Source organism: Flavobacterium sp. FlaQc-30, assembly GCF_044005885.1.
Classification (GTDB): Bacteria; Bacteroidota; Bacteroidia; order Flavobacteriales; family Flavobacteriaceae; genus Flavobacterium.
The window spans coordinates 1-25,272 of the sequence record NZ_JBIPCO010000007.1; the positions used below are offsets into that span (position 1 = coordinate 1).

At 32.8% G+C, this 25,272-nt stretch carries 18 protein-coding genes; 12 read left to right on the forward strand and 6 right to left on the reverse strand.

All coding sequences use genetic code 11. The features are described from left to right. The first annotated feature begins 365 nt into the window (after positions 1-365). Together ACHRV0_RS15675 and ACHRV0_RS15680 are read left to right on the forward strand one after the other, a co-directional pair. On the forward strand, positions 366-1,277 hold the full coding sequence (locus ACHRV0_RS15675; RefSeq protein ID WP_395441512.1) for a type IX secretion system membrane protein PorP/SprF: 912 nt from the start codon (positions 366-368) through the stop codon (positions 1,275-1,277). Between the two features lie 20 nt (positions 1,278-1,297). Next, entirely contained in the window at positions 1,298-3,277 is a 1,980-nt protein-coding gene (locus tag ACHRV0_RS15680; protein ID WP_395441513.1) for an OmpA family protein, read from the forward strand. Between the two features lie 85 nt (positions 3,278-3,362). Here ACHRV0_RS15680 and ACHRV0_RS15685 read toward each other — a convergent pair whose 3' ends face one another. The 4 genes from ACHRV0_RS15685 to ACHRV0_RS15700 form a co-directional block, all read right to left on the reverse strand. Further along, the gene (locus ACHRV0_RS15685) at positions 3,363-4,364 is read right to left on the reverse strand and encodes a helix-turn-helix domain-containing protein (protein WP_395441514.1); all 1,002 of its coding nucleotides are present in this window, start codon (positions 4,362-4,364) and stop codon (positions 3,363-3,365) included. A 59-nt stretch (positions 4,365-4,423) separates the two neighbouring features. Further along, positions 4,424-5,404, reverse strand: coding sequence for a helix-turn-helix transcriptional regulator (locus ACHRV0_RS15690; RefSeq protein WP_395441515.1), 981 nt, complete (start codon positions 5,402-5,404; stop codon positions 4,424-4,426). A gap of 297 nt (positions 5,405-5,701) precedes the next feature. Continuing rightward, positions 5,702-7,036, reverse strand: coding sequence for a sigma-54-dependent transcriptional regulator (locus tag ACHRV0_RS15695; protein ID WP_395441516.1), 1,335 nt, complete (start codon positions 7,034-7,036; stop codon positions 5,702-5,704). A 4-nt stretch (positions 7,037-7,040) separates the two neighbouring features. Then, positions 7,041-8,135, reverse strand: coding sequence for a sensor histidine kinase (locus ACHRV0_RS15700; protein WP_395441517.1), 1,095 nt, complete (start codon positions 8,133-8,135; stop codon positions 7,041-7,043). A gap of 350 nt (positions 8,136-8,485) precedes the next feature. Between ACHRV0_RS15700 and ACHRV0_RS15705 the strand changes: the two genes are divergently transcribed. Continuing rightward, a complete protein-coding gene (locus ACHRV0_RS15705) occupies positions 8,486-9,016 on the forward strand; it encodes a YcxB family protein (RefSeq protein WP_395441518.1) in 531 nt (176 codons plus the stop codon). A 98-nt stretch (positions 9,017-9,114) separates the two neighbouring features. After that, complete coding sequence (locus ACHRV0_RS15710; RefSeq protein WP_395441519.1) at positions 9,115-9,513, forward strand: hypothetical protein; 399 nt, start codon at positions 9,115-9,117, stop codon at positions 9,511-9,513. A gap of 55 nt (positions 9,514-9,568) precedes the next feature. Here ACHRV0_RS15710 and ACHRV0_RS15715 read toward each other — a convergent pair whose 3' ends face one another. Then, on the reverse strand, positions 9,569-10,693 hold the full coding sequence (locus ACHRV0_RS15715; protein ID WP_395441520.1) for a glycoside hydrolase family 88 protein: 1,125 nt from the start codon (positions 10,691-10,693) through the stop codon (positions 9,569-9,571). A gap of 22 nt (positions 10,694-10,715) precedes the next feature. Beyond that, complete coding sequence (locus tag ACHRV0_RS15720; protein WP_395441521.1) at positions 10,716-13,517, reverse strand: glycosyl hydrolase; 2,802 nt, start codon at positions 13,515-13,517, stop codon at positions 10,716-10,718. A 445-nt stretch (positions 13,518-13,962) separates the two neighbouring features. Here ACHRV0_RS15720 and ACHRV0_RS15725 point away from each other — a divergent pair, with 445 nt between their 5' ends. From ACHRV0_RS15725 to ACHRV0_RS15760, 8 genes are all read left to right on the forward strand, one after another. Continuing rightward, a complete protein-coding gene (locus tag ACHRV0_RS15725; RefSeq protein WP_395441522.1) occupies positions 13,963-17,106 on the forward strand; it encodes a SusC/RagA family TonB-linked outer membrane protein in 3,144 nt (1,047 codons plus the stop codon). Positions 17,107-17,112: 6 nt separating this feature from the next. Then, on the forward strand, positions 17,113-18,648 hold the full coding sequence (locus ACHRV0_RS15730) for a RagB/SusD family nutrient uptake outer membrane protein (protein WP_129024867.1): 1,536 nt from the start codon (positions 17,113-17,115) through the stop codon (positions 18,646-18,648). A 161-nt stretch (positions 18,649-18,809) separates the two neighbouring features. Further along, positions 18,810-20,339, forward strand: a complete 1,530-nt coding sequence (locus ACHRV0_RS15735; protein WP_395441523.1) for a sialate O-acetylesterase — start codon at positions 18,810-18,812, stop codon at positions 20,337-20,339. A 249-nt stretch (positions 20,340-20,588) separates the two neighbouring features. Then, complete coding sequence (locus ACHRV0_RS15740) at positions 20,589-21,659, forward strand: glycoside hydrolase family protein (protein ID WP_395441524.1); 1,071 nt, start codon at positions 20,589-20,591, stop codon at positions 21,657-21,659. A 36-nt stretch (positions 21,660-21,695) separates the two neighbouring features. Then, the gene (rhaM, locus tag ACHRV0_RS15745; protein WP_395441525.1) at positions 21,696-22,022 is read left to right on the forward strand and encodes an L-rhamnose mutarotase; all 327 of its coding nucleotides are present in this window, start codon (positions 21,696-21,698) and stop codon (positions 22,020-22,022) included. Positions 22,023-22,060: 38 nt separating this feature from the next. Continuing rightward, a complete protein-coding gene (locus tag ACHRV0_RS15750; protein WP_395441526.1) occupies positions 22,061-23,353 on the forward strand; it encodes a DUF4861 domain-containing protein in 1,293 nt (430 codons plus the stop codon). A gap of 36 nt (positions 23,354-23,389) precedes the next feature. Then, positions 23,390-24,718 carry a glycoside hydrolase family 28 protein gene (locus ACHRV0_RS15755; protein WP_395441527.1) on the forward strand — a complete coding sequence of 443 codons (1,329 nt, stop codon included), beginning with the start codon at positions 23,390-23,392 and terminating at the stop codon, positions 24,716-24,718. A gap of 306 nt (positions 24,719-25,024) precedes the next feature. Further along, a complete protein-coding gene (locus ACHRV0_RS15760; protein ID WP_029272605.1) occupies positions 25,025-25,201 on the forward strand; it encodes a histone H1 in 177 nt (58 codons plus the stop codon). Positions 25,202-25,272: the final 71 nt, after the last annotated feature.

Genomic DNA, 25,272 nt, shown 5'->3' on the forward strand with positions numbered 1-25,272 from the left:
GTACGATGACAGCGGAAAACAAGTACAAAGATCAGGTTATCTGTATATTAGTAATCAATAACAAATAATCAGTAATTACTAACTAACCAATACTTAAAAATGGAAACAGGACTGCGAGAGCGGTCCTTTTTTTATATAATGTAAACTCATAATACACAATTCAATTATCAATTGTAGATAATCAATAATCTGCTATACAGGTATTTATGTTGTTTTTAAGTCAAGTGGGCAGAATTGTCTTAATCTGTTATTTTAAAAACTTTTACTAGTAAAAATAGTTATAGAATAGAAAGAATTTTGCAACGTAATATTTACTATAAAATTATAAAAGAACTATTTAATAATAATTAAAATTAATTTATGTAATGAAAAATATTTTTTACACAGTAATAATATTGTTAATAGGAATTTGGAGTGCTTCGGCTCAGCAGGAATCCCAGTATACACAATACATGTATAATACAATGACTTTTAATCCAGGGTATACAGGATCAAGAGAAGTGTTAAGTGCTATGGCTTTATACAGAACACAATGGATAGGTCTTGATGGAGCTCCGAAAACAATGAATTTTTCGGTGCAGTCACCATTAGGAATCCATAGTGGTTTAGGATTAAATGTAGTAAGTGATAAAATTGGCCCAGTAACATCTACAGGTGCAACAGTAAATTATTCGTACACTATTTTAGGAAGTACAGATATTAAGTATTCATTTGGAATCTCTGGAGGTTTCAACAATTTCGATGTTGACTATACTAAATTGAATACACAAAATCCTGACCCGTACTTATCAGGTAAGATTTCTCAATTTTCTCCAAATGTAGGAGCAGGGTTTTATGTACATTCTTATAATTGGTATGTAGGATTGTCAGTTCCGCAGCTTTTAAAAACCTCTTTTTATGATGATGTTAAGGCAACAACCTATGCTGAAAAATCACATATTTATTTAATGGGAGGTTATGTATTTGATCTTAATCCGTATTTAAAATTTAAGCCGGCAGCCTTAATAAAAGCAGTTCCCGGTGCACCAGTTGCAGTTGATGTTTCTGCAAACTTTTTATTCAGTGACAAGTTCACAATTGGAGCAGCTTATCGTTGGGATGCAGCGGTAAGTGCATTGGCAGGTTTTCAAGTCACAAACGGTATTCAAGTAGGGTATGCATATGATCATGATACCAATAATATAGGAAATTACAATTCAGGGTCTCATGAGGTTTTTCTGAGATTTGATTTGTTAAGCAGATCTAAAACAAGATTAGTTACGCCAAGATTTTTCTAATAACCAAAATATATACTATAATGATTTATAAAAATTCAAATTTTATTTTTGTTTTCCTAATAGCTTGTATACTAAGTATTGGGAATATAAATGCTCAAGATAAAAAAGTGCAAAAAGCAAATGACGCTTATGATAAGTTTGCATTTATAAAAGCAATTAAATTATATGAGAACCAAATTAGTAAAGGAAATAATTCAATAGAATTATACCAAAAATTAGGAGATTCATACTATTATAATGGGAATTATCCAGAAGCAGAAAAATGTTATTCTAAAGTTATGAGTTCTACAGATAATATTAATCCAGAATATTATTTTAGATATGCGCAAACACTAAACAACTCTCAAAAATACAGTGAAGCAGAGGCAGTAATAAAAAAATATTACAAACGTTCCGGACAAAAAGATCTAAGTGAAGATTGGAATGAAATAAAATTATTAGAAGGAATTAAAAAACAATCGGGGCGTTATACTTTTAAACCTGTAGATATTAATACTTCATCTTCAGATTTTGGAGGTGTTTTTTATGGATCAAATAAAGTTGTTTATACCTCAGCAAGAGATACAGGGGGAGTATTTAAACGTAAGCACAGCTGGAACGAGAAATCATTCTTAAAATTATATCAGGCTGATATTACTGCTGATGGAGGTTTACAAAATCCAACTTTGTTGAAAGGGGATATAAATACAGAATATCACCAAAGCACTCCAGCAATTACTAAAGATGGTAAAACCATGTTTTTTACCAGAAACAATTATATTGATGGAAAATTAGGGGAAGACAAAAAAGGAACTACATATTTAAAAATTTATTCCGCTCAAAATATTGGAGGAAAATGGAAGAATGTAAAAGAACTTGCATATCCAGTAAACAGCGATGGTTTTTCATCAGCTCATCCTGCTTTAAGTCCAGATGAAACAGAACTCTTCTTTGTGTCTGATAGAAACAATTCATTTGGTAATTCTGATTTATATGTAGTAAGTTTAAGAAAAGGAGGTTTTGTGGGGAATGATGTTACTAAATTGAGTGATGAAATTAACACTTTAGGAAGAGAAACATACCCGTTTATGGATGCATCAGGGATTTTATATTTTTCTTCTGACGGACATCCCGGATTAGGTGGTTTAGATGTCTTTGCTGCAATGAAAGATGCCGCAGGTGTATATCATGTAGTGAATTTAGGCGATGGAGTAAACAGCAGTTCTGATGACTTTGCATATGGTATTAATGGAAAAACTAAAATGGGATATTTCTCTTCTGACAGGAATGGAAATGATGATATCTTCAGTTTTACTGAAAATCGTCCAGTAGCATTTGATTTTAATATAAAACCTATTGTTTTTGGTACATTGAAATATACTTCAGGCGGACGAATTGAAGGAGCAGCTGTCGAAATTTATAATTTAGACAATGAATTAATTAATACAGTTTATACTGATAAAGACGGAAAATATTCTGCAGAATTGATGCCTTTTATCGATTATAAAATAATCTATAAAAAGACAGCTATAGCAGAAAAAATTCAAATTGCACCTCCATTTAAGCCATTAGAAAAAAGAGAATATTCATTTGATTTTGTAAATGAAATGGAAGTAGTTGTTGATAATCAAATTAAAACAATGCAACCTGGAAATAATTTAAACGAAGTATTGAATCTAAAACCAATTTATTTTGATTACAATGGCTATAAAATACGTGAATCGTCAAAAGCAGAACTAGATAAAGTTGTAGAGACATTGTTGACTCGTCCAAGTATTACAGTACAAGTCAATTCGTATACTGATAGTAGAGGGCGTGATGAGTTTAATATGACTTTGTCTGAAAATAGAGCTAAAGCTACTGTTGATTATATTGTAAAACATGGTATTCCTGCTGATCGTGTTTCAGGTAAAGGATTTGGAGAAACTAAAATACTAAATAAATGTACTAACGGTGTGCCATGTACCGAAGCTGAACATCAATTAAATAGACGCTCAGACTTTATTATAAACGTAAAATAAAAATATGATAGCTGCAATAAAATAGCGATAAATGGTTTATAAAAGAATGCCCCTAAAAGTAAGATACTTTTTTGGGGCATTTTTTTTATTTTTTTGCTTGATACTTTCTTACAAAATCCTGACTGGGTTTTCTGTTGAAATACTTATAATATTGAGATGAAAAATAGCTTAATTTACTGTAATTGAATTCGTAGAGGATTTCGGTAAGAGAATTATAATTTCCGCTTTGCAATAGTTTTTGAGCATATTTCATTTTTTCATTGATAAAGAAATAATTTGGAGTTATGTTCATACATTGTTTAAACAACATTTTGTATTTAGACTCTGACATTCCTGCCATCGCAGCTAAAAAAGTCAGAGAGGGAAAAGGACCTGATAAATTATCAAGAAGATATGTTTTTGTTTTATAAATTGCTTCATCTTCTGCATTGGTTGCAAGATTGGCTTTATGTTCAGCGTCATAGAATTTACTAAAAAAATTACCAAGCAGTTTTAATGATATACCTTTTAAAAAGGAATCAAAAGATAAATCATTTATTGATTTACTTTTTAATGACTTAAGCAATAAAGTGCTGTTACTGTCAATGTGCCCATAATGGTAAAAGCTGGAATTAGATTTTTCATAGGATTTGTTTTCATGTAATTTTACAGAGTATTTTGCAATAAAGTCATTTAGTAAGTTTTTGTCTACAAGTATTCTCAATGCAAAAGTTCGTTCGTGCAGGTTAGGTTTGAAAGAGCTTGCGATTTGGTTGTCAATAATAGCCAGATCCAATTTATCAAAAGATCCAATTTCATAATTTTCATTATTAATCTTTATAATATTTACATGTTCACTTAAATCATAATGAAAAATATACAATTCATTTTCAGAAGGTTCTCGACATATTTTTAGAGAAGTGTTAAGGATTACGTCCATAAAAACAATCGAAATACCAGGTGTTATAGGAGTAAAATACAAACATCCATTACCAATTTTCTTTGGAAATTTTATTATTTTATCATCTATTACTGTTGTTTCAACTTGTTCCGCTAATTTGTGAAGCCATTCTGGGGTTAGGCTATAATAATGAAATATTTTCTTCATAGATAAATTTTTATTTTTAAAAGCAGTATTAAAATTAAACTTATTTACTTGACGATATTTTATAACTGTTGTACGTAAGCTTTTGGAGATAGACCAAAATGGTCTTTAAATTTTGATGCGAAATAAGAATTATGAGTAAAATGTAATTGATCAGAAATTTGAGAAATTGTTAACTGTTTTGTTTCCAATAAATCTTTGGCAAGCAATAATTTACACTCCATAAAAAATGAACTTGGAGTCTGGCAGGTTATTTTACTAAAAAGAGCCTTAAATTTTGATTCTGACATATTGGCTTTTTCAGATAAGGACTTAATACTTGGAAAATGACCTTCGATATTTTGAATTAGATACATTTGAATTGAAATGATAGCGGCTAAATCTAATTGATTAACTCTTTGAATTATGAGACGTTTGCTGGCTATTTTTTTTAGGTAATTTGCAATGAGCATATGAACTGTGCCAATAAGATGGAGGTTAAAAATAGGACCGCCTACTTCTTTTTTTCTTAAGTCAGTTAATAAATTATAACTGTCACTGCTCATTCTATCAAAGCGAACCATTGTATTTTTTTCAGGGTCAATAACTTCATTAATATTTGTTATTGTTAAATGATTTTTTACTACAAATTCTTTTATGGCACTCTTTTTAATAAATATACAAAGGGCGTATGCTTTACTGCCAGCTGTTACATGATAGTCAGACTCTAGTGATCCATCGATCACGGATAAATTATATTGCCATTTAGACACATTATATAGAAAATTATGGATAGAAATGGTAGCATCACCTTCTGTAAGATTATAGTAAAATGCGACAAAATCATCATTTAAATTTTTTTGTATAAGATGAAGGTTTTTTTTATACTCTACATCAATATAATAAGCAATAATTCCATCTCCGCAATCGAGAAAGTATCTAGTTCCAGTTTGTATATCTTCAGGTACTATAATAAAATTTCCGTCTATTTTTCCCCCAAATTGCTTTGCCAAATCTACTGTCCAGTTTAGATTGGCATCATAGTAATGTTCTATTGTTTTCACCTGAAGAATTGTTTGTTTTGATAAAGTTAATATTTTTTTTTGTTAATTAATTGATTTTCAAAGTGTTTTTGGACAGTAGGGAGGTAACAATAGGGGCAGGGTGGTAAAGTTCTGCTTTTATTATTTTGTAATATAAATCCTATTTTGATACTTGTTTGTCTTATAGTAGACAAAAGGCGTGCCTAATATTGTTATTTTTGTTTAGTAGTTGGGTGTCAATTAATTAATTTTTAATTTAATAAAAATGAGACTTTTTTGCTTTGGAATTATTCCCGGTTATGGGAATAATTCCCCGTTTTAGTTTGTTAATTTTTGATTTAAAGTTTTTCTGTCAATTTGCAGGATTTTTGCTGCTTTTGTTTTATTATTACCTACAACATTTAATATTTTTAAAATCTGCTCTTTTTCAAATTCTTTCAATGATTTTAGCGATTCTATATTTTCAGAAAAATGATATTTTAAGTGTTCAGGAATGTTTTCGACAGAAATTGTATTATCACTCATAATAATCATTCTTTGTATTATGTTTTCAAGTTCTCTGATGTTACCCGGCCAATTATAACGAAACAAAATTTCGGAGGCTTTATTATCGATTATTGCTTCAGGCTTTTCGTATTCAAGGCAGTATTTTGAAATGAAATGTTTGGCAATTGGTAAGATATCTTCTTTTCGGTCTCTTAATGGAGCGGTTTTTATATTTACGACATTAAGACGATAGTAAAGATCTTCTCTAAAAGTACCTTTTGAAATCATTTGTGATAGATCATTATTAGTAGCAGCTATTATTCTAATATCTATTTTTTCGGTTACTGTTGAACCTATTTTGGTGATTTCTTTTTCTTGCAGAACTTTTAAAAGTCTTGTCTGCACAGTCATTGGAGCATTGCCAATTTCATCTAAGAAAATGGTTCCTTTATGTGCAGCCTGAAATAAGCCAATTCTTGATTCTGCTGCGCCTGTAAATGCACCTTTCGCATGACCAAATAGTTCCGACTCTATAAGACTTTCGGGAATTCCGCCGCAATTGATTGTTATAAACGGCATTTTGGCTCGGGCACCTTGATAATGAATGGCTCTTGCAATTAATTCTTTACTTGTACCGCTTTCACCTTCGATTAATACATTTGCAGTGTTGCTTTTTACGCGCTCTATTGTGTCAACCAATTTTTTAAATTGCTTAGAATACCCGATTATTCCGGCATAATTATTCTCTTCGGATAATGAAAGTTTGCCTTCTGAGGATAATATTTGGTTGTTTTTTGCTCTTAAAAGCGAGTTTTCAACAGCTAGATAAAATTCTTCAGCAGTAAAGGGCTTAGCTAGATAGTCTAATGCACCAGATTTTAAGGCATTTATGGCATTCGCAATAGACGGCATTCCTGTTATAACTAATTTTGGAAGCGATGGAAAATGTTCGGCAGCATATTTTAACAACTCTGTACCGTTAAGTTCAGGCATGTAAAAATCTGTAACCAACAAATCAATTGAGTTGTGTTTTAGAACTTCAATTGCTTCTATGACAGAAGATGCCTTATAAGTAAGATAATTCCGCTTGGTTAAATAGCGTTGAATTAACTCAAGCATCTCATAGCTGTCATCTACAATTAGTATTTTTTCTTTTCGTAAAGGCATATCTTTATTCAGTTATAGGTAGTTTTATTGTAAAAATGGTTCCTTGAGGAAAATTGTCCTTAATTATTATTTCGCCATTATGAATTTTGACTATTCGAGATACCATTGTCAAGCCTATACCACAACCATCACTTGAAACTTTTGTTGTAAAAAAAGGATCAAATATTTTTGATTTGATGTTTTCCTGTATACCTTGACCTTGATCTTCTATGGTGATAAATAAGTAGTGAAAATCGTTTTCAATTGTCGTTTTTAGTATGCTTTTTTCTGGAGAAGCGTCGATCGCATTTATTAATATATTTAGTAAAGCTTGTGTTAGTTGTATAGAATCAACATAGATAGAATCAATTGTATTTTTATACAGCAGTTCATTTTTAATTTCTTTTCTTTGGAAGTTTTGCTTTAAAAGCGAAAATGCGAAAGTTATAATGGGCTTAATTTCTTGTTTTTCTAAATGATATGGAACATCACTGGTGAATGATAAAATTTTGTTTATAATTTTCCTGCTGTAAATTGCTGAATTTATTATTGTTGTAATATCTGCATCAATTTCGGGGTCATTATTATTAAGTTTGATTAGTTCTGCATATCCTAAAATATTCGCCAAAGGACTGTTGAGTTCGTGTGCAATACCAGCCGTCATTTCACTTAGTATTGATAAACGATCCATGCGTTCCATGGCTCTTATCAATTGGTTCTTTTTTTCTAAAATTTGAAACTTTTCTAAGTAATTTCCAATTTCAAATGCAATTGCGTGAAGGAGTTTTTGTTCCTCATCAAGAAAATGACTGTTGTTGTATTTATTTTTAGGATAATGTGCTTTTATAAAACCTGTATTTGCTCCCAAAATTGTTATATCACTGATTTGAAAGGCACTCTGTTTTGGCAGTTTCGACGTAGTCAAAACGAAATCTTGAATCTGAAGTTCAATAACTATATCGTCATTGTGCAGATAGGCTTTTTTTGTGCTTAGAATTATTTTTTGAAGAATCTTTTTTTCAGCACGATCTGCTTGTGCAATTATCGATGAAATTTCAAGAAGACATGTTAGCTCTTTAACTCTTTCTTTAAGCTTTTTTTCAGTTGACTCCAATTTCATTTTGTAAGAAATAAATTTTTTATCGTTCTAGATTTCGGCAAAAGTAATTATTTTTTTGAGGTAGAGATATTAAATGTGTTATTTGTTTAACTATTTGAAAATAAAATAAATACGAATTATTTTTATGGCTTATTTTGATATTTTTTTAACCTATAGAGGCTGTTTGGTAATTTGTTTTGTGCGATAAAATTGCTTATTTTATGTTATGATGTTTCTTACAACGGTTTCTTGTAGTTAATTAAAGTCTTATTTTGATAATATTATGTCTTAGAGTGGTCAAATGCGCTTAGGAGTTTGTTATAATTTTGCTCTACTGAAAACAAATCCAGCCTGCCAATTTTATTATGAGTATGAGAACTTCTAACTTTTCATTACAATTTGAATTGAATGTTTCTGAAATACAAAAATTAAACGAAATGTATTTTAAAAATATTTATAGAAATTGGATTTTGCTTTTTTTTGGAGCGGTATTGTTTTTTTTGATTTTTCTTGACCTAAGTACACAAGATGATCTTGTAGAATGGGTAATAAGAAGCTTAGTCCTGATTATACTTTTTCTTATGATTCAATACTCTTTTGTTAATTCAATTTGTGAAATCATTTTTCGATTGGCAAAAAAGTTGAAATCTGAAAAAGGCAAAAATAAGTATAGAATCAGTTTTACAGATTGTTTTATCCATGTTTATTCGCCGTTTGGTCATTTCACACATAAATGGAGTAAAATTGAAAAAGCAATATTAACCAAGAAGTTTTTGTTTCTCTACTTTAAAGAGCGAAATGGATATATTATTTCTATTTCAAATAAAAAGACTAATGAGAGGAATATAGAGGAGTTGATTTCATTTGTAGAAAACAACGTAATTCATGTTGTAAAAGTATAATTACAGCTGATATATAAAGTATTTAATAGATAATTTTAAGAGAGATGATTAGGAAAGAGAGAGTTTTAGTGCGTGATAATAAAAAAGTTTTTTTAAAAATGTTTAAAAGAAAATTTAAAGATGAATTTGAATTTTCTGAAGATTCATTTTTATTAAAAAACGAAGAAGAATCAAAAGATTTTGACCGTTCTATTTTTGTTATTTATGAGAAATCAGAATTAATCGATTTTTTAAAATTAGATAAAAAAGGGAGAAATGTTATGATCTGCTTTTCAAATAAAAATCTTCTAAGCGGCTTGTTTTTTCTAGAAGACATAAAAAACCTTTGTTTAGTTGATATTACAAAAAGCAGAACAGAAATATTTAGAGATTTAAAAGCATATTTTAAAAACAAATCCGATCTAATGCCTAAATTGCCAGAAATTGCATTTTCAAATCCAAGTTTTACCCAGATGCAGTTTAATAGTTTTCAAAAGGCTTTATTTCAAATGTCATAATCTGTACCTTGAAATAGAAATAAAAGAATGGGCATATTTTAATATGCCCATTCTTTTATTTTAACTTATAAATTTCTGATCCAGCTAGTAAAAAGCATCCTAAACCGTAATCTTCAAAATCAGGGATTTTGTCATAAGATAATGGCTGACCGTCCTTAGGTTCTTTTCCTGTTGATTGTAAATAACCTAAAAAACCATTCGTGTGAAGACTTTCAGTTGTTATGGCTTTCCATGCTTTTTGAATTACAGGCAGATAAATCTCTCTTTTTAAAAGACCATTGTTAATTCCGTATGCCATTCCGTAAATAAATAGCGCGGTGCCAGAGGCTTCTTTTTCGCCAAAATTTGTTGGATCATACAGACTTACATTCCAAAACCCGTCTGCTCTTTGTACGGGAACTAGTGCAGCCGCCATGACCTTCAAATCTTTTACATATTGATCTCTATGCGGAGCATTTTCTGGAATAATAGTTAAAACCTTTGCCAAAGCTGCAATTACCCATCCATTTCCGCGGCTCCAGTAGCAGTTTTTTCCATTTGGCTCTTTGTAAGGCGGATCAAAATCAGCATCACGCCACCATAAACCTTCTTTTGGGTTGAATAAACCATTGTCTCCATGTTTGTTTCTAGAGAACATATACATTTCATACATTTTCTCAAAATAACGATTGTCTTTCTCTAAAACTCCCATTTTTGCAAAAACAGGCATTCCCATTTGAATAGCGTCAATCCATGACCAGTCATTTACCTGAGGCGTATTTAAAAGCATATTAATGTTTGCCTTTGTGCTTTTGAGCTTTTTAGAATCAGGTTCTAAATTATACAAATCGATATAAGTTTGTGCAGCGCAGTAATTGTCAGCGTTTCGGGTTACGTTACCGCCATTAAATCCCCATTTATGAAATTCAGCCCATGCATAAGCATAATCATAAAATGAATCTTTAGGATAAATTTCATGCAGAGCCATTAATCCTTCATAATATACCCCTCGAGTCCAAATATTGCTCGGGCGTTCTTTGTTTGTAATTATAGTTTTTCCAGTATCAGGCCATTTTTGCATAAAATAATCATTTGCAAGTATCATTTGCTGCAGTACCTGTTTTTTGTCAAAAGGCTCTTGAGCATTTAAGCAGCCTGACGAGAAAACAAATAGGAGAGAAAGAAAGAATAGTTTTTTCATTTTTTAATAGATGGTTATATAATTAGTTTAGTTCTTTTAAAGGTGTTAGTATTACTGGTCCTAGAAGCCCGGATGGCATTGGATTCCATTTTGTCGCATCAAATTTTTTGTAATCTTTGTCAACCATATTTATTTCATGGAAGATTTTCCATTCCTGTCCTTTCAGTTCCATATCTCTTATTCTGTTTGCAGGAAGATTAGTGACCTCAATTTTCAAAATATTTTTACCCGGTTTTAGTTTTTGAATGTTCAATTTATACGGAACAGACCAAGCAGTACCTACAAATTCATTATTTATCCAGACCTTGGCACTTTCTCGAACATCGCCAAGATCAAGACTCCAATGACTTACTTTAGAATTTGGATTCTCAAACTGCAGTATATAAGCAGCTGTGCCCGAAAAGGCTTCGGCTTCAGAGTTTAATTTTGTCCAAGATTCTAATTTGGTAAGTGTGGTGCTTTGAGGTAATTGCGGCCCGCCTTTTTCAAAACTTAGTTTCCAAGTACCTGTTAAAGGAATTTGCGGAGATACTGTTTCATAATATTTCCATTTTTTTTGAGAAGCGCTATTCTCAGTTTTTAAAAAATAGGATTGCCCGGGTTCTATTTTCATTTTAACATAGGTCATTCCGTTCTTTTTGTCAACTTGAGCATTGCCGTATGCTTTTGTTAAAGGATCAAAAATAACAACCTCTTTATTTTCAATTTGCAGCGGAATAAAATCATCTATTGTTTTTGTAGTGTGATTTACTACATAATAAATTTTTTCGCCGTCAACATCTCGTCTGATGAATTTAAGTCCTGTATTGACAAGGTTTTCAGGCTGAATCTTGAGATTTTCTAAAGCTTTTAAAACATCAGAAACTGGCTCAATTGTATTTTTATTTGAGGTTAAAAGATTTTGAAGATTTTGTTCTTGTTTTTTATAATCATTGAAACCCGGAACAGATTCTGGCAGACCTTCAAAGATGATTATTGCTCCCGCTTTTTTTAGTTCGATTAGTTTTTGCATGGTTGCAAACGGCATTTTTTTGCAAGATGGAATAACCAATGATTTATAACGTACTCCAGACACTATTATATTCCCATTTGCAACTGTTGCTTCGGTGATAAAATTATCCGAGATAAAATCAACACTATATCCTTTTTTCATCAGGCTTTTTGTAGTGTCATAGAAAGAAGTTCCGTATAGCCATTCTGATAAAGAGTGTATTTTGAACTGATAAAACAAATTTCCATTTTGAAATTTATCCCAAGTATCAAAAATGGGCCAATAAAGAAGGATTTCATTATCAGATTTTCCTTGTTGAAGCATCGATTGGCAATTTGAAATATAAGAAAACAAAGCGGGAGCATCTTCCCAAATGGTATTATTAGTATTAAAATTAACAGAGGCATAAAATTCCCATCCCGGCCATGCAGCGCGAGTTGGAGAGTAAGTAGAGCCGTGTAGAAAAATATGATTAACACCATTTAGCATTAAATCTTCGGCTTCGGGTTTGCATTGTGACAGTGCGGTTTTAAAATGTTCTCGCAGCCACGTGAAAGTTTCAGAAGAGACTAAATTTTTCCCAGAAATATGTGCTGCCGACGATGCAAATTTTAGCATTACTGGATCAGCATCGCCTTCACGAATATCTTCTTTTTCACGTCGAAAACCCGGAATATCAAATGGCATAGAACCAAAAGTTTCGCATTCTGGAATATCAGCAGATGCATACAAATCTATTAAATTACCCGGTGAACCATGTGCCTGCAGTTTTGTTTTAAATTTTTTTGAATGTGCCCAGTTTGTCCATGACTTATCAAACTTATTGAGTAATAAATCAGCGATAGTTTGACGATAGTCGCTTCTAATTCGATTTCCAATTTCATTGTCAGTTTCATTCAATAAAATCGAAAGCTGTTTTTTTAAATCGTAACCTCTTAATTTTTGAAATTCTTCAAAGAAATTGGGCGTAAAATCGGTTCCGTAAACTTCAAAGCTGTCATTAAAAACAGCTCTTATTTTTCCTTCTCTACCCTTAAGAGCATTGTTAAACGGAACTACATATGCATTTAAAGCTTCTGCTGAGTAATGATCTAAAGTATATCCTTTTCCTCCGGGAGCGGCTCTTTTTACCTGCTGTCCTGTTTTTCCGCTAAAGACGGCATAAATGGTATAATTGGTTTGTTTAGCTTTCCAGTTTAGTCGGTTTGGTTCCATTTTATTGGGAAGCTTAATTGAAGATCCCTCAATTCCTTTATCTTTTGAGGCTGCTTTGTTTTTTTCGAGATTGTCCGTTAAATTTATGTAAGAACCATCGCTTCCGTAAGCTACAACATATAAAAGTTCAGCAGGAGTTTTTTCTTTACTGCTGTCAAGTGTTATATTTCGATCAAATGTTTCATTTTTTTTAAGCGGATATTTTTCAACAATGAGTTTAGTTGCAGCATAAGGCAAAGTAACATGCGATCCGCCATAAGGCCATCCAGTACCTAAAACCATATCAACCTGCATTTTCAGGCTGTCAGCAGTCTGAATAGTGTAATCCAGCATTTCCATCCACTTTGGAGAAAGATAATCTATATAATTATTTTCTTCTCCTTTTACGCCATAGATAGGAGTGATCTCTACACCGCCAATTCCGGCTTTATTAAAATCGATTAAAGTCTTTTTTAAATTTGGTTTATCAACAGCACTGCCCATCCACCACCAGCGTGTCCATGGCTGATTTATGTTTGTAGATTTTGGCCACGGTGAAGTATTGCTGTCCTGCGCAGAAAGATTGTAATTACAAATAAAAAATAAGGTAATAAAGCAGAATGTTTGAAGTCGTTTCATTATTGATCTAAAAGATTTACCTGTTACTAAAATGTATTAATTTTTTGTAAAAACAGAATTCGTAAAAACAGATTTAAAATTCACTGTACAAAAGTAAAAGTATAAGCAACCCATCAAAATGCTATCCTGTTGCGTCCTGTTTTTGTTGAATATTGTAAAAATTAAATTATCATTAAATAAGTTATAAAGTTTTTTAATTGATATTAATTTATGGAAATAAATAGGAATAGTGAAAAAATAATTTACTAAAATTTAGTATAATGTATTTGTGTGTTTTGTGTGCAATTATTGGTTGTAAATCAAGTAGTTGAGTTGTTTTTTGTTAAAGTAAACTTAATATTGTTTTGTAATATATTGAAAGTTAACAGGATACTACAGGATGCCGTGAAAGTCGCTTCTAAATAAATTTGGTTTGAACTAATTACCTAACCAAATTTAACTTTTTATGAAAAACAAGCTTAATCTTTTGCTGATTATAGCCTTATGTGTACTAGTGTATTCATCAGGTTATGCGCAAGGAAAAACGGTTACAGGAACCGTTACTGACCCAGCCAAATTATCGATACCCGGCGTAAATGTAATTGTCAAGGGAACGAATAGATCTACAAGTACTGATTTTGATGGGAAATACAGTATTAATGCTGCTCCGGGAGAGACTTTAGTATTTTCGTTTGTGGGATTTGTCAAGCAGGAAATAAAAATTGGCACTGCAGCAAGTTACAATGTTTCACTTGATGCAGAAAGCTCAAGCCTAAATGAAGTCGTAGTTATTGGTTACGGCACACAAAAGAAAAAACTAACAACCGGTGCAATTTCTGGAATAAAAACAGAGAATTTTACAGAACGTCCGATTTCGAGAATCGACCAAGGTTTAATTGGTCAGGTTGCGGGAGTTCGTGTAAAACAAACTACTGGATTGCCAGGACAGCCTTTTAGTATTGAAATTAGAGGAGCTGGTTCTATTACAGCAGGAAATGAGCCTTTGTACGTTGTTGATGGATTTCCAATTTATACTGAAGGAAGCAACAGTAATGGATCATTCTCAAACGGAAGTCCGCTGGACAACATGAATCCAAATGATGTAGCTTCTATCGAAGTATTAAAAGATGCCGCAGCGGCTGCAATTTATGGTTCGAGAGCTTCAAATGGAGTTGTGATTATCACCACTAAAAAAGGTAAAAAAGGTAAAACAAAATTTACTTTTAATATGTACGGCGGGGTCAATAAAGAAGCTAACCGCGTGGATATGCTTTCATCTCAAGGATGGATCGACAGAGCCAAAACAATGATTGATGCACAATGGGTGGGTTCAGGAATAGCAGGAGCATCAGCAAGCCAATCAAATGCAGAACGTATTGCGGCTTACAATTTAAAAAACCCAACAGCACCGCTTACAACAGCAAATACTAGATATTATACGTATCTGTATGATGACAGATGGGATATTCCGGGACATCCAGGATTAGATTATATCGATTGGCAGGATAAAGTTTTCCGTACCGGAGAATTCAATAATTATCAATTATCTGCTTCAGGAGCTACAGATGCTGTAAATTATTATGTGTCTGCCAATTATCAAAAAAATACAGGATACATTGTAGGTACAGATTATTCATTATTCTCAGCAAGAGCAAATGTTGACGTGAAACTATCAGAAAGCTTTAAAATGGGAATTAATTTAGCGCCTTCTTATTCTATTAAGAATGATCCAGGTGTTGAAGGTAAAGATAATACGTTGTTTAAAGCACTTACTGCCACGCCAGTTTTTGAAAGCGCTTCGAATGCTGCTGGAGAAAAATATACAACCAGATATGCTTGGGGAAGCAGTACTACAAATATGTTGAACGCTTTAGCAAGAACTGGAAGAAATTCTATGTATAGAAATTTAATTTCTGGATATGCAAGTTATCAATTCGCTAAAAGTTTTACTTTAAAAAGTACTATTAACTTTGATAATTCTGATAATACTACTGAAAGTTACACGCCAAATGATGTAATAGCAAGTATTAGAGGAGCTTATAATACTTACAGAAGACAAAATATCGTTAATGAGAATACGTTAACGTATGACAGAACTTTTGGCTGCCATAGTTTTAATGTGCTTTTGGGACAGTCGTTCAACTCATACGAAATAACAAAATCGACACTTTCTTCTGGAGCACTTTATAATAGTTCAAGTATTGAAACACTTCCAGCAGGATCAATTGGATCTACAAATGCAGAAAAAAGTACATTACTGTCTTACTTCGCTCGTTTACAATACAACTTTAAAGAGCGTTATATTTTATCAGGAAGTATAAGACGTGACGGCTCATCTAAATTTGGTTCTGATAGAAAATGGGGAGATTTTTACTCCTTTTCATTAGGATGGAGAATTAAGCAAGAATCATTCTTAAAAGAGGTGAACTGGCTTAGCGATTTGAAACTTAGAGCAAGTGCTGGTACAAACGGAAGTAATAATATTGGCAGCTACGGATCTTATGCAACGCTTGGAACATTCAATTATTCAATAGGCGGTGCAGTAGCAATTGGTCAAGGAGCAGCTTCAATTCCAAATCCTACTTTACATTGGGAAGAATCAAAAAGTATAGATCTTGGAGTAGATTTTGGATTTATCAAAAACAGACTTTCTGGAACATTTGAAGTTTACAGAAAAAACAACAGCGAATTACTTTTAAGAGTTCCTGTTCCTGGAGATTCAGGTTTTCCTACTTACCTTACAAACATTGGAGAAGTTCAAAATCAAGGTTGGGAATTTGAGCTAAATTCATTAAACATTAAGACACCAAGTTTTGAATGGAGAACATCTGCAAACATAAGTCATAACGAAAATAAAGTAGTAGCATTAGGACCAGATCAATCTAAAATTGAAATTAGTAACTCATTTGACGGAGGTGTGCCATTCATTAAACTAGAAGTTGGAAAACCAATGTATACGATTTTTGGATTAAAACAAAATGGAGTAGTTACGCAAGCAGATATTGATACTGGAGGTACTACAATTGGAGGAAATAAATTAGTATTAGGAGATCCTAGATATATAGATCAAAACGGAGATAAAAAAATCAATTCAGAAGACCGTGTTGATTTAGGAAACCCAACACCAAAATACACTTGGGGAATTACAAATAGTTTTAAATACAAAGATTTAGATTTAAATGTTTTGGTTCAAGGTCAAAACGGAGGTACAGTTTATGGTTTAACAGGTCGTGCAATTGACCGTACTGGAATGGGATCTGTAGAAAATTCATTAAATGTAGATCCTGCAGTTAGAGGAAACTGGAGAACTTCTTTTGGGTATCAAGCCAATTCTGACTGGTTGTACAAATCAGATTATGTAAGTATTAGAAGTATTTCTATTGGATATAATCTAAGACAAGCCTTAAAAGGAATTACAAGAATTGATAATGCAAGATTATATGTAACAGGAGAAAACTGGTTCTACTGGAACAAATATAAAGTTGGTTTCAATCCAGAAGCAGTAAATACTTCAGCAAGTTCAAACAGTGATTTCTCTGTGCCGGTAGATTACGGTGGAGCGCCTTTGGCAAAATCATTAGTTATCGGACTAAACATTAATTTTAATTAAACGAAAATGAAAAAATATATCTTCATAGCAGCAGGTGCGTTAATGTTGTTCGCACAATCATCTTGTACAGATGAGCTGACTCAGCTGCCTTTATCGCAAGGCACGATCGAAAATTTTTATGCAACGCCGGGCGATTTTGTACAGGCAAGAAATGCAACTTATTCTGTTGCTTTTCACGGAGCAACTGTATATGGTTATGCAAACCGAGTAATGAATTTAAGTGAAACCAGATCTGATAACTTGATGGCTACAACAACAGCATCTAGAGACTGGGAAGGAATTAATAGTTTTTACACTTCTATCAGTTCAAATACTTATGTGAAAGAAGCATATCTTACCAATTATAATGCAATCTATAAAGCAAATCAGTTATTAGAAAAAATTGCAGAAAAAGGAGATGTAATTTTTACAAATCCAGCTGATAAAACCGCAATGGCTGCCGAAGCACGTTTTCTTAGAGCATTTTGTTATTTTGATTTGTTAAGATGGTTCGGGCGTGTGCCATTAATTGACAGAACAATGACTGCAGGAGAAGCTTCGAAAATAAAAAGAACTGCAGTTGCAGATGTTTACAAACTAATTATTTCAGATTTAGAATTGGCAATTCCAGATTTGCTTCCTTCTTATGATAATGCAAATTACGGACGTGTTACAAAATATGGAGCAAAAGCACTTTTAGGACTTGTTTATATGACTCGTTCAAGCCCAACTTACGGAATTGACGGTGCAATGTTAGGTTTAAATGAGTGGGACAAAGCGTATCAACAACTAAATGATATTAAGTTGAGTGGTTTATATGCCTTTGGTACAGATTACGAACCAATTTTTAAAACGGAAGGAAATGCCAATAAAGAAAACGTATTGACTATTTCTTACACACAAAATATTTCGACTCCTGTAGGAGGAAACTTTATGGTAGAGTTAGGGTACGAACCTTATTTTGCCTCTGTAAATTTATCAGCACAAGGAGCTTTAGAAGCAAGACCAATTTCGACTGGTTTCATGAAATTGTTTACAGCCGCTGATAAAAGACAACTTTATGGTATTGCTACAAGTTATACTGTAGCTTCTGGAACTTACAAAGGAAGTTACACCCTGCCGGTTTTCAAAAAATACATCGATCCTGCGAGATACGGAAACGGACGCGAAGATTGGGGAGTTGATTTTATGATTACTCGTTATACTGATGTTTTAATGCTTATGGCAGAATGTACACTTCATGGCGGCGGCGGTACTCAAGCAGATGTTGATGCAATTGTTAATAGAGTAAGAACCAGAGCTGGCGTGCCTGCAAATGCAGTAAATATTACTTTAGATCAATTATTTGAAGAAAGAAGAAAAGAGTTTTTTGCAGAAGGAACAAGATGGTTTGATTTAATTAGATCAGGAAAAGCAGTGGCTACGATGAACGCTTGGAGAATTGCTGAAGATACTGAGAATAAAATCAGAACAATCGATAACAACTCATTATTATATCCAATTCCGTTACAAGAACTTCTTGCAGTTCCAGGGCTTTATGATCAAAATTTAGGTTACGATTAGTAATTAGTATTTTTTTTATATATTTTTTGTTTTTAAAAAGCTGTCTTTTTCAGACAGCTTTTTTAGGTTTTATGTGTAAAAAAAAAACAGGTAAGCACAGGATGCAAAAAAAGAACAGCTAATTTAAATTTAAAGTGTTACTTAGATAAAAAAAACTAACAATGAAAAATCCAAATAAAATTCTTTTACTTTTATTGGTTTTGAGTGCAAAAATCTCACTTTCAGCGCAGGTAAAACTTCCAGCTCTAGTAAGCGATAATATGGTTTTACAGCAAAATACAAAAGTTAATTTATGGGGATGGGCTTCTCCAAACGAAAAAATAAACATTCAATTAGGATGGTCAAATCTTCCAGTAAATGTTACTGCTGATGCCGAAGGAAATTGGAAAACGACAGTCGAAACGCCAAAAGGAGGAGAAACGGCATACGATATAATAATTGAAGCTTCTAACAAAATTACGCTGAAAAACATTCTTATTGGTGAAGTTTGGCTTTGTTCTGGTCAGTCAAATATGTTTTTCCCTGTTGGAAGAGAAGAGGGAACTTGGAAAACAGGTGTCAAAAACTATGACGAAGAAGTAAAAAAGGCTGTTTTTCCTAATATCCGACTTTTTACAGTTGCACTCAATGCATCGGCAAAACCACTCGAAGATGTTACAGGAAGCTGGAAAATCTGTTCACCTGAAAGTATTAAAACATTCTCGGCAGTAGCTTATTTCTTTGGAAGAGATTTGTATCAAAAACTAAATGTACCAATCGGTTTACTATCTACTTCTTGGGGCGGAACCAAAGCCGAAGCTTGGACCGCGCAAAGTGTTTTAGAAGAAGATGTTGCTTTCCTGTCCATTTTGCAAGAAGATGCAAGGAACGAAAAAGTATATCAAGAAAAGCTGGAAGCATATTATTTAGCACTTACAAACGAACGAATTGCAAGCGCAGCAAATGCTCCAAAATCACAATTAAAAAAGCCCAAAAAAGAACCCAATAAAACTTCGTATGTTTTGTACAATGCTATGCTTCATCCTTTAGTGAATTACACAATAAAAGGAGCAATTTGGTATCAAGGCGAAAGCAATTCAGGAAAAGCCTATTTGTATCGAAGTTTATTTCCAACTATGGTAAAAAGCTGGAGAGAAGAATGGAAACAAGGAGAATTCCCATTTTATTATGTGCAGATAACACCGCATAAAGGGCAAAACGCAGAAATAAGAGAAGCCCAATTAATGTCTTTGAAAACAATACCAAGCAGCGGAATGGTTGTTACAACAGATGTTGGAGATGCACAAAATATTCACCCGATAGACAAACAGACTGTTGGTTATAGATTAGCCCTTATCGCACGAGCTAAAACGTATGGAGAAAATAAACTAGTGTATTCAGGTCCTATTTTTAATCATATGAAAATCAAGAAACAAAAAGTACAATTGTTTTTTGATTATGCTGATTCTGGATTAAAGAAAACAGGAGATACTTTGAAAGAATTTGAAATAGCAGGTAATGACCAAGTTTTTTATCCTGCCGAAGCAAAAATTGAAGGAAAAACAATAGTAGTCACTTCGCCTAAAGTAAAAGAACCCGCTGCAGTTCGATTTGCTTGGAAAGCTGTTCCTGAACCTAATTTATTCAACAATGAAAACTTACCCGCTTCTCCTTTTAGAACAGATGAATGGGTAATAGCTGAAAAGAAGTAAAAACGTTTTTTTCGAACACATAGAAACATAGCTTATTGAATTTAAGATAGGCGTTTCACTTGCATAAACACACATAGCTATGTGTAAAAACTAGTTTTTTAAAGACTCTTTTGCAGAATTAAAAAATCTATGTTTCTATGTGTTTAAGAGTAAAGCCAGAGATCAAATGATTAATTAGTTTGTAAAAAAAAACTGCTCAATCTGCGTGAGAATATTTAAGACATAAATATAAATCGGAATAAAAGTCAAATGAATCGAAGGCAATTTTTAATTGGAAATTCTCTAGCAGCCATTGCGTTGTGTCTTCCGTTTTCGGCAGAAGCCAGTGCTTTTTTCGACGATCCAAAACTCTCAGATTTTGAGAAAAGACTTCGACCAGTCGGGCGTGCCTTAGAATTTGAAGATTATTATGTTTGGTGTAACAGCCCAATTGAAGGACCAGATGGTAAGATTCATGTATTTTTTTCTCGTTGGAAAAAATCAAAAAGCATGAGCGGCTGGATAAACGGTTCTGAAATTGCACATGCAGTTGCCGATAAACCAGAAGGACCTTATGAATATGTCAGCACCATTTTAACACCAAGAGGTGAGGGTTTTTGGGATGCTACAACCTGCCATAATCCAAGTATTCATTTTGTAGACGGAAAATATGCGCTTTTTTTCATGGGAAATTCGAATGGAAAAATGGATACAAAGCGAATTGGTTTAGCAACTTCAGATTCACTTTACGGGCCATGGCAACGACCAGATAAACCATTGTTGCAGCCTGGAGAACAAGGTGATTGGGATGATTTACTAACTACAAATCCATCTTTTTTAAAACATCCAAACGGCGAATATTGGCTTTATTATAAATCATTAGATACAGAGAATTATGTTAATCCAAAATTCCCAATCAAAGGAAACAGAAAATACGGATTGGCAATTTCTAAATCGTTGACAGGTCCTTATATAAAATACAAAAACAATCCATTGATTGATTTTTCAAAATTAGGAGATAACAAACAATGTGAAGACGCTTTTGTTTGGCATGAAAATAAAAAGTTCAAAATGCTGGCGAGAGATATGGGTGTTTTTGGAATGGATTACGGACTTTATATGGACTCCAAAGATGGGATTCATTGGAGCGATCCGCAAATTTCATATCAGCCATTAAACAAATATGTAAAAGAACCTGAAGCTCCGAAACATTTAAATCGATACGGACGCGCAGAACGCCCTCAATTATTATTTCAAAACGGAAAAGCAACTTATTTATTTACGGCGTCGCAAGGAGGAAAATATGAAACTTCATCAGCATTTATTTTTAAAATCGTTTAGATGAAATTTTAAATCAAACAGTTTAACAGAGAAAAAATGGAAAATAAAATTGTTAGAAATGCCTTTACAATGCAACTGAAAAAAGGTTTTGAAACCGAATATAAAATAAGACACGATGCTATTTGGACAGAATTAACAGCTTTATTGTCTGAAAACGGTATTCAGGATTATTCTATTTTTTTAGATGAAGAAAGCGGAATACTTTTTGGCGTTCAAAAATTAAGTTTAGATTTTGATCGTTCACAACTTTCCAGCCATCCTCTTATGAAAAAATGGTGGAATTATATGGCTGATATTATGGAAACGAATCCAGACAATTCCCCGAAAACAAACACACTAAAAGAGGTTTTCCATTTAGATTAAATGAGTAAATTGTTTTAAATTAAAAAGTTATAATAAGAATGAAAAATACAATAAAATTTTATGCACCAATTGCATTATCGATCTTCGTTTTTGCAAGCAGTAATGCACAGAAAAAAACAGCTGGAAATACAATTGTTTTAAAAAACACTTCCAATTTAGAGCTGACTCAAAAAGCCATTTCCATCAAAAGAAACCAACTTTCCCTAAATAAAGAATCTGGAATTTACCCTATTTTAATTTACAAAAAAGATACAATTCCGGCTCAGGTAAATGATTTAGATGGTGACGGAAAATGGGACGAATTGTTTCTGGTAACTGATTTTGCAGCAAACCAAGAAAAGAAAGCCGTTTTAAGCTGGTCAAATAAAGATCCAAAGTTCACGGTTAGAACAAGTGCCAGATTTGGAAAAAGAGAAGGTAAAAACCTGCCCGTTCATCCAGATACACAAGAAGTTTTACTAGCCAATCAAGTACATAAAAAACTCGGTTACCAAAAATACCAAACTGATGGCCCGACTTGGGAAAATGATAAAGTAGGTTTTAGACATTATTTAGATGGAAGAAATTGCAAAGATGTTTTTGGAAAAAAAACGCCGGGAATTACCTCAGAAGATGTTGGAATAAACAGCAAAGGTGCTGTTGAAGACAATTACCACGTAATGCACGATTGGGGGAGAGATATTTTTCCTGTTGGAAGCTCAGCAGGTTTAGGAGGTTTTGCTCTGTTGACCAATGATAATAAAATAAACAGACTTGGAATTTTAGCCAATGATACTTTAAATAATATCGAAAAAACAACATTTAAAATTGTCAGCGAAGGCCCTGTAAATTCAGTTCTAAACTACAAATATCAAAACTGGGAAGCATCAGGAAATAAATACCAAGCAGAAGAAACAGCTTCGATCTGGCCGGGAATGTACGGTTATAAAAATACAGTTTCGGTAAATGGTTTAAAAGGAAACGACACATTACTAATTACGCTTTCTAATTTAAACAATCAAAACCCATTGCAAGTAATTGAGGCAGGAGAGTTTGTTTGTTTTATTCAGCATGATAAATTGACTTACGAACGTCAATGGATTTTAGGAACCGCAGTAATAGTTCCTAAAAATGTTTACAAGGGATATATAGAAGCACCAAAAACAGGACAGTTAACAGATTCATATCTAATAAAAGTTTCTGTAAAAAATAACCAAGAAGTAAGTTACTACCCAATCGCCGGCTGGGAACTCAGCGCCGACAAAAACTTTAAAGATTCAGCATATTTCACCTCTTACGTGACAACTTTGGCAAAGCAGTTATCGGCTAAAATTAAAGTTGAGGTAAAATAACAGTTATACATAACTACAAAACTAACAACTAACCAAATGAAAACTATTTTAAGAATCCTTTTTTGCGTTATTGGCTTTTCTCAAGTCACATTCTCGCAGAATTATACTAATGACACATTTCCAGACGGAAGTCCAATTTCAAATTGGTTCAAAGATTATTCTAAAATTCAATTAAAGAGTTTAGGCAAACAATATATTATTACAGATTTTAATGTTGGGAAAGACAGCACTAAAATTCAGACCGCTGCAATACAAAAAGTTATTGATAAAGCGGCTGCAAATGGAGGAGGAGTAGTTGTGATTCCAAAAGGAGTTTATTTAAGCGGTGCCTTATTTTTTAAACCAAAAACAGCATTATACGTTTCAGAAGGTGGAGTTTTAAAAGGCTCAGATAATATTGCTGATTTTCCAATAATGCCATCAAGAATGGAAGGGCAGAACCTAGATTATTTTCCTGCTTTGGTAAACGCTTACGGTGTTGACAATTTCTCGATTTCAGGAAAAGGAACCATCAACGGAAATGGTAAAAAATATTGGGAAGCCTTTTGGGAAAGACGAAAAATAAACCCAAAATGCACCAATCTCGAAGTTTCGAGACCAAGACTTGTTTTTGTATGGAACTCAAACAATGTACAACTTCAGGACGTAAAATTGATTAACTCTGGTTTTTGGACGAATCATTTTTATAAATGCAATAATGTAAAACTGCTGGATTTGTATATTTTTTCACCTCATATCGAAATTAAAGCACCAAGTACAGACGCTATTGATATTGATATTTGCAGCAATGTATTAATACGAGGCTGTTATATGTCAGTAAACGATGATGCAATAGCTTTAAAGGGCGGAAAAGGGCCTTATGCAGATCAAGATAAAAACAACGGTCCAAATTCTAATATAATAATTGAAAACACCAATTTCGGATTTTGTCATTCCGCATTAACAAACGGAAGCGAATCGATTCATAACAGAAATGTCATTATGAGAAATTGCAAAATAGATGGAGCTTCGCGAATGTTATGGCTTAAAATGAGACCAGATACACCACAGCGATATGAATACATAAGAGTAGAAGATATAAAAGGCGAAGCCAAAACTGGACTGGCGATATTTGCTTGGAAACAATTTTTTGATTTAAAAGGCCGTCCAGACGTTCCATTGTCTTACGGAGACAATGTAACCTTGAAAAATATTGATTTAAAATGCGAAACCTTTTATGGTGTAGAAAATGATCCAAACGTACGTTTATCCAATTTTACATTCGAGAATTTGAACATTCAAGCGACCAAAACAAGTATTGATAAAAGCCTAATAAAAGGGGTGAGTTTTAAGAATGTCTATGTAAATAAGCAGTTAATAGAGTAATTTTTACGCATATCCTCAATAAGCAGTTGCCTTTTTTTAACTAAAACAGAACAAAAATTAGCTTTTTTTTAAAGTTTGTATGTTTTTTTAAACTAGCATCTCGGAGTACTTGTAAGAGCATTCTCTTTTTTATTTGTTAGTAAATAGTTGATTAATAGTTTGTTGTGATGAAGGAGTTTTGATGAAAATAAAATGTGATTTTAACGCTAATTTAAAGCACAAAAAACAATGATAATTTTAACAGCAAATTTATTGTAACTATCAATCAAACCTCTATTTTTGCGCCTTAATTTAATAAGTACAAGCATGAAAGATCTATTAGTAAAAATCAACGCCGAAATTGACGCATTCAAAGCAGAAGCTGAATCTTTAACTGAAAAAGGTATCAAAGCTGCAGGACCAAGAGCACGTAAAGCTACTTTAGAAATCGAAAAACTTTTGAAAGAGTTCAGAAAAGTTTCTATCGAAGAATCAAAAAAATAATACAATTAAAACCTCGTCAACCTGATGAGGTTTTTTTTTGTTTCAAGTTGGCTTCAACTCCGCTCAGCTTG

Excerpts from the sequence above, each read along its gene's own strand:
- ACHRV0_RS15675 (WP_395441512.1), top strand. The coding sequence starts at position 366 with ATGAAAAATATTTTTTACACAGTAATAATATTGTTAATAGGAATTTGG.
- ACHRV0_RS15680 (WP_395441513.1), top strand. The coding sequence starts at position 1,298 with ATGATTTATAAAAATTCAAATTTTATTTTTGTTTTCCTAATAGCTTGT.
- ACHRV0_RS15685 (WP_395441514.1), bottom strand. The coding sequence starts at position 4,364 with ATGAAGAAAATATTTCATTATTATAGCCTAACCCCAGAATGGCTTCAC.
- ACHRV0_RS15695 (WP_395441516.1), bottom strand. The coding sequence starts at position 7,036 with ATGCCTTTACGAAAAGAAAAAATACTAATTGTAGATGACAGCTATGAG.
- ACHRV0_RS15700 (WP_395441517.1), bottom strand. The coding sequence starts at position 8,135 with ATGAAATTGGAGTCAACTGAAAAAAAGCTTAAAGAAAGAGTTAAAGAG.
- ACHRV0_RS15705 (WP_395441518.1), top strand. The coding sequence starts at position 8,486 with ATGAGAACTTCTAACTTTTCATTACAATTTGAATTGAATGTTTCTGAA.
- ACHRV0_RS15710 (WP_395441519.1), top strand. The coding sequence starts at position 9,115 with ATGTTTAAAAGAAAATTTAAAGATGAATTTGAATTTTCTGAAGATTCA.
- ACHRV0_RS15715 (WP_395441520.1), bottom strand. The coding sequence starts at position 10,693 with ATGAAAAAACTATTCTTTCTTTCTCTCCTATTTGTTTTCTCGTCAGGC.
- ACHRV0_RS15720 (WP_395441521.1), bottom strand. The coding sequence starts at position 13,517 with ATGAAACGACTTCAAACATTCTGCTTTATTACCTTATTTTTTATTTGT.
- ACHRV0_RS15725 (WP_395441522.1), top strand. The coding sequence starts at position 13,963 with ATGAAAAACAAGCTTAATCTTTTGCTGATTATAGCCTTATGTGTACTA.
- ACHRV0_RS15730 (WP_129024867.1), top strand. The coding sequence starts at position 17,113 with ATGAAAAAATATATCTTCATAGCAGCAGGTGCGTTAATGTTGTTCGCA.
- ACHRV0_RS15735 (WP_395441523.1), top strand. The coding sequence starts at position 18,810 with ATGAAAAATCCAAATAAAATTCTTTTACTTTTATTGGTTTTGAGTGCA.
- ACHRV0_RS15740 (WP_395441524.1), top strand. The coding sequence starts at position 20,589 with ATGAATCGAAGGCAATTTTTAATTGGAAATTCTCTAGCAGCCATTGCG.
- rhaM (WP_395441525.1), top strand. The coding sequence starts at position 21,696 with ATGGAAAATAAAATTGTTAGAAATGCCTTTACAATGCAACTGAAAAAA.
- ACHRV0_RS15750 (WP_395441526.1), top strand. The coding sequence starts at position 22,061 with ATGAAAAATACAATAAAATTTTATGCACCAATTGCATTATCGATCTTC.
- ACHRV0_RS15755 (WP_395441527.1), top strand. The coding sequence starts at position 23,390 with ATGAAAACTATTTTAAGAATCCTTTTTTGCGTTATTGGCTTTTCTCAA.
- ACHRV0_RS15760 (WP_029272605.1), top strand. The coding sequence starts at position 25,025 with ATGAAAGATCTATTAGTAAAAATCAACGCCGAAATTGACGCATTCAAA.